The 10846-nt window shown below is 74.1% G+C and carries 7 protein-coding genes, 2 pseudogenes and 1 riboswitch; of the genes and pseudogenes, 3 read left to right on the forward strand and 6 right to left on the reverse strand.

Annotated features, from left to right (window positions below; all coding sequences use genetic code 11):
• Positions 1-978, forward strand: a pseudogene (locus BG452_RS20460) (hypothetical protein); the annotation flags it as partial.
• Positions 979-1068: 90 nt separating this feature from the next.
• On the opposite strand, the gene BG452_RS20465 reads toward BG452_RS20460, so the two are convergent.
• Together BG452_RS20465 and BG452_RS20470 are read right to left on the reverse strand one after the other, a co-directional pair.
• Complete coding sequence (locus BG452_RS20465; RefSeq protein WP_411292976.1) at positions 1069-2568, reverse strand: aminopeptidase P family protein; 1500 nt, start codon at positions 2566-2568, stop codon at positions 1069-1071.
• 124 nt (positions 2569-2692) lie between these two features.
• On the reverse strand, positions 2693-4129 hold the full coding sequence (locus BG452_RS20470; protein WP_188305786.1) for a PP2C family protein-serine/threonine phosphatase: 1437 nt from the start codon (positions 4127-4129) through the stop codon (positions 2693-2695).
• A gap of 618 nt (positions 4130-4747) precedes the next feature.
• Here BG452_RS20470 and BG452_RS20475 point away from each other — a divergent pair.
• Positions 4748-5431, forward strand: coding sequence for a bifunctional DNA primase/polymerase (locus tag BG452_RS20475; protein WP_188305787.1), 684 nt, complete (start codon positions 4748-4750; stop codon positions 5429-5431).
• A 217-nt stretch (positions 5432-5648) separates the two neighbouring features.
• On the opposite strand, the gene BG452_RS20480 is transcribed toward BG452_RS20475, so the two are convergent.
• The 4 genes from BG452_RS20480 to BG452_RS20495 form a co-directional block, all read right to left on the reverse strand.
• A complete protein-coding gene (locus tag BG452_RS20480) occupies positions 5649-6662 on the reverse strand; it encodes a DUF5926 family protein (protein ID WP_411292977.1) in 1014 nt (337 codons plus the stop codon).
• 102 nt (positions 6663-6764) lie between these two features.
• Entirely contained in the window at positions 6765-7310 is a 546-nt protein-coding gene (locus tag BG452_RS20485; RefSeq protein ID WP_223242496.1) for an ATP-binding protein, read from the reverse strand.
• Positions 7311-7593: 283 nt separating this feature from the next.
• Complete coding sequence (locus BG452_RS20490; RefSeq protein WP_188305788.1) at positions 7594-8418, reverse strand: glycerophosphodiester phosphodiesterase family protein; 825 nt, start codon at positions 8416-8418, stop codon at positions 7594-7596.
• Positions 8419-8617: 199 nt separating this feature from the next.
• Complete coding sequence (locus BG452_RS20495; protein ID WP_317621146.1) at positions 8618-9970, reverse strand: purine-cytosine permease family protein; 1353 nt, start codon at positions 9968-9970, stop codon at positions 8618-8620.
• A gap of 58 nt (positions 9971-10028) precedes the next feature.
• Positions 10029-10177, reverse strand: a riboswitch (TPP riboswitch).
• 209 nt (positions 10178-10386) lie between these two features.
• Here BG452_RS20495 and BG452_RS20500 point away from each other — a divergent pair.
• A pseudogene (locus BG452_RS20500) lies at positions 10387-10846 on the forward strand (hypothetical protein); the annotation flags it as partial.

Here is a 10846-nt window from a genome sequence, read left to right on the forward strand (position 1 = left end):
GCCGAGCCCACTGCGAAGACCCTGGCCAAGCCGGCTGCCGGCACCCCGGCCAAGCCCGTCGCCGGCACCCCGGCCAAGCCCGCCGCCGGCACCCCGGCCAAGCCCGCCGCCGGCACCGCCGCCACGGGTGGTGGCATCGGGATCACCTTCGACGGCCTGGGCGAGGGGCAGCGGATCCAGGTGGGTGACCAGGTCTCCTTCTCGGTGACCTGGAGGAACAACGACGCCTCCGGCACCCGCGCGGTGGCTCCGGTGGTGGCGACGCAGCAGTTCGAGGGCGCGCCGTGCCAGCAGATGCTCTCGATGGCGCAGGGCACGCTGGAGCGCAAGGACGCCTCCGGCTGGAAGGCGATGCCCTCGCTGAGCCAGGGCGGCGGCATGGACTACGCGGGCACCGGCAACGACGCGGCCTTCACCCTGGCCGCGGGCGAGAGCAGGACCGTCGAGTACCGGATGGCGCTCGGGGCGGCCAACCAGCCGGGCCGGCTGTCCGTGGAGGCGGACGCCGTGGTGCCGTCCACCTACCAGGTGACGGCGAAGGGGGTGGTGACCACGGCGGTCGTCGACAGCCACCGTCCGGTGGTGACCTCGGTGTCCGCGCCGACCCCGCTCGTCGTCGGCGGCGCCCCGACCGAGTTCTCCTTCACGGTGTCCTCGCCCGACGGGCCGGCGCTGCTGCGCCCGGTGGTGCAGCTGTCGGTGCCCACCAGTGAGCGCGTGTCCGGGGCGGACCTCACGGTCGAGGCGAAGGTCCGCGGCGAGTGGAAGTCCTTCGAGGTGGACCAGGACTGCGACGGGCGCCTCGGGGTGGCGCCGTCCCAGCTGCTGGGCGTGATGAAGGGCAACCCGACCGAGTACACGTTCCGGGTCGGCCTGAAGCGGGCCGGTGACCTCGGGCAGGTGGAGATCGAGGTCGGCGGCGACTCGGACGGGCACTACGGAGCCCGCACCACCCTGAAGCCCGCCGTTCAGCACTGACACCCGGTAGCCGGTAGCCGGTAGCCGGTGGCGAAGCCGAAGGGCCCGGCCCCGTACGAACGGAGGCCGGGCCCTTAACTGTGCTGCGGCTCAGGCCAGCGAGGCCATCCAGGCCTCGACGTCCTCGGACCGGCGCGGCAGACCGGCCGAGAGGTTCTCGTTGCCGTCGGCAGTGACCAGGATGTCGTCCTCGATCCGGACGCCGATGCCGCGGTACTCCTCCGGCACGGTCAGGTCGTCCTGCTGGAAGTACAGGCCGGGCTCGACGGTGAGCACCATGCCGGGCACCAGCAGGGCGTCGACGTGCTCCTCGCGGCGGGAGTGGGCGCAGTCGTGGACGTCCAGGCCGAGCATGTGGCCGGTGCCGTGGAGGGTCCAGCGGCGCTGCAGGCCGAGTTCGAGGACCTTCTCGACGTCGTACGCCGAGGCGTCCAGCAGGCCCCAGGCGAGCAGTCGCTCGGCGAGGACGCGCTGCGAGGCCTCGTGGAAGTCGCGGAAGCGGGCGCCCGGCTTGACCGCGGCGATGCCGGCCTCCTGGGCGTCGTGGACCGCGTCGTAGATCTTCCGCTGCAGCTCGGTGAAGGTGCCGTCGATCGGCAGGGTGCGGGTGACGTCGGCGGTGTAGAGGGTGTGGGTCTCCACGCCGGCGTCCAGCAGCAGCAGTTCGCCGGGGCGCACGTCGCCGTCGTTGCGGACCCAGTGCAGGGTGGTGGCGTGCGGGCCGGCCGCGGCGATGGTGCCGTAGCCGACGTCGTTGCCCTCGACCCGGGCGCGGCGCCAGAAGGTGCCCTCGATCCAGCGCTCCGAGGTGGCGACGGCCTGGCCGAGCTCGCGGACCACGTCGGTGAAGCCGTTGACGGTGGCGTCGCAGGCGGCGCGCAGCTCGCCGATCTCCCACTCGTCCTTGACCAGCCGCAGGCCGCTCAGGAACTCCTTGAGCCCGGCGTCCTCGTCGGCGTCCAGGACGTCGGCGAGCGCGGCCTCCAGGCCGGCGTCGTAGCCGCGGACGATGCGGGTCGGCACGGCGGGGTCCTTGGCGCGCTCGGCCAGTTCCTCGGCGGCCTTGCGGACGTCGCGGGCGGGCAGGCCGAGCAGCTGCTCCTGCTCGGTCAGGCTGTGCCGGCGGCCGACCCACAGCTCGCCGTGGCCGTCGAGCCAGAACTCGCCGTTCTCGCGGTCCGAGCGGGGCCGCAGGTACAGCGTGAACTCGTGGCCGGTGTCGCCGGTCGGCTCGCCGACCAGTACCGCGTCCTCGGTCTGGTCACCGGTGAGGTGCACGTACTCGCTGGAGGCGCGGAAGTTGTAGTCGGTGTCGTTGGAGCGCACCCGCAGGTTGCCGGCCGGGACGACCAGGCGCACGCCGGGGTGGGCGGCGGACAGCGCGGCGCGGCGCGCGGCGGCGTACGGGGCCTGGGCGACGGGGGTGAGGCCGTGCAGTTCGGTGTCGGCCCAGCCGGACTTCATCGAGGCGGAAAGCTCGTCCGAGATCTCGCCGTAGAGGCCGTTCTTGCGGCCCTTGAACTGCTGCGGCTCCTCGCCGCCCTCGGCCTCGGGGTTCTCGGCCATCGCGGGGGTCCGGTCCTCGGTCACGTGCAACGCCTCCTTGGGGGTGGTACCGCCGCCCTCGGGGGAGGTGTCGGGTCGCGACACGCGCGGGCGGCCGTGCGTCCATGGTACGGACGCCCGGCCGCTCACCCGCCCGGGGTTCGTACGCCTACTCGAAGCGCGCGGCCAGCAGCGTCAGGTCGTCGGTGGCCGGGGCGGTGTCCGGGAAGGGGCAGACGGCCAGCAGGTGGGCGCAGAGCCGGTCCGGGTCGATCCGCACGTCGCGCGGGGCGTCGGCGGCGGCCCGGCGCAGGTTGGCCTGGCCGGCGTGCAGGGTCGGGCCGCAGCGGCGGGCCAGGCCCTCGGTGTAGAGCAGCAGGGTGTCGCCGCGTTCGGCGGTGAACTCGACCCCGGGGGCCTCCCAGCAGGCCAGCATGCCGAGCGGGGCGGAGAGCGAGGTCTCGACGAACTCGGCGCCCCGCCGGCCGACCAGGACGGGCGGGCAGTGCCCGGCCCCGGCCATGGTGATCCGGCGCTCCTCGGGTTCGACCCAGGTGTAGACGGCGGTGGCGGAGCGGCTCGGCTCGGTGGTCTTGAGCAGCAGTTCCAGGTCGCCGAGGACGGAGACCGGGTCCTCGCCCTCCAGCACCGCGTAGGCCCGCAGCGCGGCCCGGACCCGGCCCATCGCGGCGGCCGCGCCGGGGGCGGAGCCGGGTCCGGCGCCGGGGCCGTCGCCCGAGACCGAGCCGACGGTGAGGCCGACGGTGCCGTCCGGCAGCGGGATGGCGTCGTACCAGTCGCTGCCGCTGGAGCGGTCCAGGCCGGCCGGGACGAGCCGGGCGGCGAGCCGCAGTCCGGGGGTCAGGGGGAGGTGGTCGGGCAGCAGGCCGCGGCGCAGTGCCTCGGTGGTGCGCCGGACGCGTTCGGCCTCCAGCTGCTTGGCGAGCAGTGGGGCGGCGATCTCGCAGTAGTGGCGGGCGAGTTCGCGCTGGCAGCCGGTGGGTTCGGCGGGCCGGTCGTAGAACCAGACGGCGGCGGCGAGCGGGCCGTCCTCGGCGGTGGCGAGCGGGAGGCCGTAGGCGCCGCCGAGGCCGAGGTGGACGGCGAGTTCGCGCAGCCGGCCGCCGACGGCCGGGTCGTCGGCGAGGTCGCGGGAGTGGAGTTGCTCGGGCCGGTCCTGTTCGCGCAGCAGCCTGGCGAGCAGGCTCTGTTCGGTCGGGACGGTCTCCAGGGCACCGAGGCTGGCCCGGTCGAGGCCGAGGCCGACGGGCTGGCCGGGGCCTCCGCCGGGCAGCAGGGTGACCAGGACGCCGCGGCTGGCGCCGAGCAGGGCGGCGCCGGAGGCGAGGACGGCGTCCAGGGTGGCGGCGAGGCCGCGGGCGCGGGCGAGCCGTTCGGTGTGTTCGTGCAGGCTGGTGATTTCGGACAGACGTCCGGCCAAACGGTCCTGCACCGCGGCGGACGGGGCCGCGGTGTCGTCCGCGGTGTCGGCGGGGGCCGGCCGGCCCGGCGGGTCGAGGACGGTGAGCCCGCCTGCGCAGCCGGGCTCACCCGGCTCTGCGGTCGGCGTCGACGGGCGGGAGGTCGACGGGTGGGACTTGGTCATGCCACCACTCCTGACGCGGTGCTACGTGCCATGCGGAACCCCCGGATACGGCCGATGTGGAGCGAGCACGGCCAAAGGGCCCGTTTCGCCTCGATTCGCTACTACTCGTCATTGATCGACAGCAATGCCACCACTTCTACACAGGCCATTCGGGGCATGTCCAGATCCAGGGCGACGCGGTGGCCGGTTCCACATCCGAGCGACCCGGTCGGAGGGCGTGCACGGTTCGTGCGCGCGCCGGTCACGGCCGGAGGCATGGAGCGAGCCGGGAGCGGGCAGAACGGAGGGAACGGACCGGGCGGCCGTCCGGATCGTATGTCCGTGCCGCCCGCGCCCAGGGCTGGCCGGAAGTCTCTCACTCGTACGGTGGAACCAAGCGCGCCCGGGCGGCGTCCATCCGGTCGCATACGGGATTCTCGTTCCAGGGGCTGTTCCAGTGCGCGGCCCTTCTCATGTCGTGCTCCACACCGTGCTCCACGTCGTAGCCGCGCCGTCCGCCATGCCGCCCGCCCCGCTTCGCGCCGTCCGGGGCCGTGCCGTCGCGGGCCCGGGTGGCGAGTCCCGACGGACGTCGGTGGAGCGGAGCGAACCGAGCGGTCAGGGAAAGGAACGAGCGCCATGCGTGAGAACCCGAAGAGCCCGAAAAGCCGGTCGCAGGAGTCGCAGGAGTCGTCGTCCGCCCGGCTGGACGCGGCCCTGACGGCCGCCGTCGAACACCGCTGGCCCGTGGTGCCCGGCACCGTGCTGTGCGGCGGCCGCTGTTCCTGCGGGGATCCGGACTGTCCGGCGCCCGGTGCCCACCCGCACGACCCCTCGCTGCTGGCCGCGACCACGGACGCCCGGATGGTGCGCTGGTGGTGGGAGCGGCAGAGCCCGGACGCGCCGGTGCTGGCGGCCACCGGCTCCGCGGTCTCGGCGGTCAGCCTGCCCGCGGCGGCCGGCGCCCGGGCGCTGGTCTACCTGGGCGCGCTGCGGGTGCCGCTCGGCCCGGTGCTCGCGATGCCGGGCCGCTACGCGCTGTTGGTGGCCCCGTACTCGCTCGACGCCCTGGGTGAGATGCTCGCCCAACTCCCTTGGGTGCCGGGCTCGTTGCGCTACCACGGGGCGGGCGGCTTCCTGCCGCTGCCGCCCGGCGGCGGGGCCATGGGGGTCCCCCCGGCCGGAGGCTGGGGGAGGGTGCGCTGGGTGCTGGCGCCGCGACCGGCCGTGTCCGGTGGGGTCCGGTTGCCACAGGTCGGGCCACTGCTGGGCGAGTTGGTGGAGGCGACGGTCCGGCTGGACAGCGGGCGCTCGACGTACTGACGGATCGCCGGGTCGTGCCGGACTCCGGGCCCGGTGGTGCGGGGCGTTCCGGAAAACGAAAGATCCGGCCGCTGGCGACGGGGGATGCACCAGCGGCCGGACTCTTTAGACAGTAACAAGGATCCGCGCCTGCGCCAATTTCCAAGACGCCCTCCAGGCCCGGAAATTGCGCCTTCGCGGCGACAATGTGACGCGTATCACCCGGATCCTGTGCGCTTTAGTTCAAGGTGACCTGACGGTTCACCAGGTTGGCGCGGGCGCGCCGCTCCTCGGCGGTCAGCGGGGTCGTGTCGGCGAGGACGGCGGCGAGCCGCTCGCCGAACTCGGCGGCCGGCTTCTCGCAGTCGGCGGCCGTCATGGCGAGCGGGAGGTCCCACACCGGGACGGTCAGGCCGTGCGCGCGGAAGGAGCCGACCAGGCGGGTGTCCGCGCCGAGCGAGGCCTCGCCGGCGGCGTTCAGCCGGGCCAGCGCGTCCAGCAGCTGCTCCTCGGGCACGGTCATCACCCAGCGCAGGTGGTTCTTGTCCGGGGTGCCGCACCAGTAGGCGGCGTCGACGCTGGCGAGCTTCTCGGTCGGGATGGCGGAGGCGTTGGCGCGCTCCAGCGAGGCGGCGACCTCGCCGGTGGCGGTCTCGGCGTCCTCCAGCCAGAACTCGAAGCCGGCGTGCACGGTGGGCTCGAACGCGGCGGTGGTGTCCAGCAGGTCCTGCAGGCGGCGGCCGCCCGGGACGGTCCGGCGGGCCGGGACGGGGCTGCCCGGCTCGGTGGCCAGGGCCAGCTCCAGGGCGTCCGCGAGGTCGCGGCTGAGGTCGCCGGAGGAGGACTGGGTCTGCAGGCCCAGCAGGATCGAGCCGTCCGCGCGGCGCAGGGCCGGCCAGGCCAGCGGCAGCACGGTGGCCAGGGTCACCGACGGGACGTCACCCTCGGCGGTCCCGGCCACCCTGGCAGCCAGCGTCAGCGGCACCGTGGCGGCGGGCACCAGCTCGCGCAGCGCGACCCAGTCCGCCTCGCCCGACAGGCCCTCGAACGGGCGGTGCACCAGCTCCTGCACCGCGTGCGAGGCCTCCCGGCCGTGGCAGGCCTTGTAGCGGCGGCCCGAGCCGCAGGGGCAGTCCTCGCGGGCCCCGACCACGGGGATCTCGCCCGTGACGGTGGTGGTGGACTGGCGCTGCGGCGCCTTCTTGGCGGCCTTCTTGCCCATGCTGCGGCTCTCCCGGGGACGGTGGTCCATTTCACCGGGAAGCCTACTGACGTTCCACCGGCGCGCGGCAACGCGCCGGGGCGGACGTCGTACGCCGGGTGCCCGTCGTACGCCCGAGCGACCGCCGTGCCGCTACGCGCTGCGGGCGGTGTCACCCCCGGTGCGCCGGGCGTGCCGGGCCCGGGCGGGCAGCGCCGCCCAGACCGTCACCTCGCCGGGCGCGTCGCGGACGCCCCAGTCGCTGGCCAGCTGGTCGACGATGGCCAGGCCGCGGCCGCCGCGCGAGGTCAGCGAGGGGCTGGCGGGCAGCGGCCGGGTGGTCGCGCCGCCGTCGGTGACCTCCAGGGTCAGCACGCCGTCGGCGTGCATCTGCCAGCGGACCAGCACGCCGCCGTCCGGCTCGGTCGTACCGTCCTCGCGCTCCCGGCCGCCCGGCGCCGGGTGCGTCCCGGTGGGGACGCCGACCAGCACCTGGTCCACCACCTCGGCCCGGGCGCCGCGGCCCAGGGCGGGCAGCGGGCCGAGCGGACGGGCGTATCGACAGGCGTTGCTCAGTAGTTCGGAAAGGATCAGAACAGCATCATCGATGACCGGTTCCGGTATCTGCCGGTCACCCAGATCTCGACGCAGTCGGCGCCGTGCGACCCCGACACTCGCTGGGCCGTGCGGCACTGCCATGGTCGATGAAGTCGGCACTTCACGCGCCACCATCAACGCCACCCCCGGACCTCCTTCAGCGTATGCCGAGGGATGGATGCCCCTTGGTAATGCGTCGGAAACGACCAACGGTGGATCCTGCACGCCCATTTCGGGCGGCGCGACTCAGGGTCGACAAGAGGTCATTCCGCGCTCACCCTCTGTCGCCCGCACGCAAGAATTCCGGCAATAACGTGTGCGGAAGGTTTGCTTGCCGACCACGGTGATCAGGTGCCAGCGGTACGGCGGTGCTTCCGGACCGGGATCACCGCCCGAGCTGCGCCAGCACCTCGGCGGGCTTGTTGGTGATGATCGCGGACACCCCGAGCTCCAGGCAGAGTTCGACGTCGGCCGGCTCGTCCACCGTCCACACGTGCACCTCGTGGCCCAGCTCGCGCAGCCGGGGCACCAGCTGCGGCTTGGCCTTGATCAGCTCGATGCCCGGGCCGGCGATCCGCGCCCCGCCGGGCAGCGGCTGCCCCGGGCGCAGCCGGCCGAGCAGCGGCAGCATCCGTTCGATCAGGAACACCCGCCGGTAGTCGGGCGCGGCGGCGGCCACCCGGTTCAGCGCGATCGAGGAGAAGCTCATGATCCGGGCGGACGGGCGGTCGCCCTCCCGGACGGTGCCGATCTTGAACCGCTCCAGCGTCCGCAGCAGCTCGGCCTCGACCCGGCCGCGGAAGCGCACCGGGTGCTTGGTCTCGATCGCCAGGTCCACCGGGCGGCCGCAGTCCACCACCAGTTCCAGCAGCCGCTCCAGCCGCAGCACGCCGCGCAGCTCGGGGTCGGTGCTTGGCCGGCCGGTCTTCCAGGCGCCGAAGTCGTACGCCTCCAGCTCGGCCAGGGTCATCGCGGAGACGGTGCCCCGGCCGTTCGAGACCCGGCCGATCCGGCGGTCGTGCACGCAGACCAGGTGGCCGTCGGCCGTCACCCGGACGTCGCACTCGACGGCGTCCGCGCCCTCGTCGAGCGCGCGCCGGTACGCCGCGAGGGTGTGCTCGGGCAGCGCGTGGGAGGAACCGCGGTGGGCGATCACCTGGACGGAGGGCGCGGTGCGCGCCGCCGCCGGGGGCAGGTCTGGGCTGGTCACGGCCCCAACGATAGGGGGCGCGGGTGACGCGGAGGCGAAGACGGTCCCAACCTGCGGGGCCGGCTCCGCCTCCGGGACTGCCGGGGCGTACCAGGGCCTGCCGGGCACTGCCAGGGCGTACCCGGGACTGCCGGGGCGTACCAGGGCCTGCCGGGGCCTCCCGCGGCGTACCAGGGCCTGCCGGGGGCCTGCCGGGGACTCAGGCCCGCGCGGCGCGGCGGGTCAGCGGGGTGAGCGCCCAGGTGGCCAGGGCCGGGACCAGGAAGGCGAACAGCGAGGCGGAGGTCCACTCCTGCGGGGTGAAGTGCAGCGCCTCCTGGGCGGAGGTCCAGAAGTCCACCCACCAGCCGGCCACCGCGGTCGGCGCGATGAACTGGTAGATCGCGAAGCCCAGCACCCACGGCAGCAGCATCAGCCAGCGGGACGGCGCCCGCTCGGAGAGGTCCCAGCCGTGCCGGCCGGCGCCGAAGAAGTAGTCCACCGCCAGCACCGCCAGCAGCGGCACGAAGACCGAGCCGATCAGGCCGAGGAAGTTGCTGTAGGTGTCGGTGAACCGGTCGATCCGCAGCGCCAGCACGGTGATCAGCACGCCGATCCCGCCGCTCAGCACCCGGCGGTCCACCCGCGGCAGCCGGTTCTGCAGCGACATCGCGGTCGAGTAGACGTTGGCGAAGGACTGGTCGGTCTCGCGCAGCACCAGCACCAGCAGGAACAGCCAGCCGGCCCAGACGCCGAGGAAGGAGTCGAAGATCCGGTTCGGGTCGCCGTCGGACTGCAGCAGCGCCATCAGGCCGAGCACGTAGCACCAGACCTGGGCGACGGTGTAGCCGGAGAAGCTGCCCCAGAAGGCCGAGCGCGGAGTGCGCGAGTGCCGGGTGTAGTCGGCGGCCATCGGGACGAAGGAGATCGACACCGCGATCATCGCGTCGGTGGCGCCCAGGAAGCCGTGCCAGTTGCCCGCGCCCGGGTCCGGCACGCCCTGGCGGCCCAGCTGGACGGTGAAGTACACCATCGCGACCGCGACCGCCCCGGCCACGAAGCGGCGCAGCACCGCGATCGAGCCCAGCGGCCAGATCGTCAGCGCGGTGGTCAGCGCGCCCGCGAGCAGCACGAACAGCCAGCGGTAGCCGGTGGTGTGGGCGACGGTCTGCGCGCCCGCCGCGATGGTCAGCAGCTCGAACACGCCCCAGCCGATGCACTGGACGATGTTCAGCACGGTCGGCAGGTAGGACAGCCGGGTGCCGAACAGGCCGCGCAGGTTGGCCATCGCCGGGGCGCCGGTCCGGGCGCCGATCAGCGCGGCCACGCCGAGCATCGCGGTGCCGACCGCCGTACCGGTCACGATCGCGGTCACCGCGGCGGCCAGCGACAGCTCGCTGCCCTTGGCGCCGAGCACGGTGGCGGCGGTGGAGAAGCCGATCAGGCTGACGCCGAGGTTCATCCAGAGCGCGAAGTGGTCGCGGAAGCGCAGGGTGCGCGGCGGCTCGGTGTCCAGGACCAGCGGCGCCTCGACGCGCTGGTCGGGAACCGCGGTGGCCGCGGCGGAGTCCACCGGGGCAGTGGGGAGGTCCTTGGACGCGGGCGCGCCCGGAGAAGAGGATGGCGAAGCAGGCGGCATGGCCGATACTCCCTACGCCGGCATTACCCGGACAGGTTCCGGCGGTCAGCGCCCCCTCGACGGTCCGCCGGTCACTCGCCTGGCGTACGGTCGACATGCGCACTCTCAGCCTGGTCGGTCCAAGCTCCCGCGTGTCAGTTTGGAGCGACAGGCTAACCGGCATGGGTACGAACGCCAAAGGCCGTCGGGTGCGCGGTCCGCATCGCGGGACGTCCGGCGGGGGGTGGGGAGCCCCGGCCGTCGGTTGCGGCTAAGGATTCTTATGAGTTCTTCAGAGGGGTCCTTACGGTAATCGAATCGTCGGTGCGAAAAACTATGGTCCTTGGTTCTGTCAGCTATGGAGGTCGTCCGTGAGCACCGAGCGCGAGGTTGGGCCCACCGGGCCGCAGGGGGAGCAGCCCGCCGGGGCCCCGGAGGCGGCCGGAGCCGCTTCCCACGGCACCGCTCAGGGCGGTCACAAGCCGACGATGGCGTTCAGCCGGGTCCCGGAGCCGGCCGCTGAGCCGGTGGCCGAGCCGACGGCGGAGGCGGCCGACGCCCCGGTCGACGGCGCCGCGGCGGACAGCGGTCACAAGCCGACCATGGCGTTCAGCCGGCTCCCCGAGCCGGCCGTCGAGCCCGCCGCCGAGGCGGTCCCGGCCGCACCGGCCGCACCGGCTGCACCGGCCGCACCGGCCGCACCGGCTGAGGGCGGGCACAACCCCACCGTCGCCTTCACCAAGGTCCCCGCGCCGGAGGCCCCGGCGGCGCCCGCCGTCGAGGAGCCGGCCGTCGACCCGGTCACCGGCTACATCGACGCCCCGCCGCCGG

Source organism: Streptomyces sp. CBMA123 (assembly GCF_014596465.1).
Taxonomy (GTDB): Bacteria; Actinomycetota; Actinomycetes; order Streptomycetales; family Streptomycetaceae; genus Kitasatospora.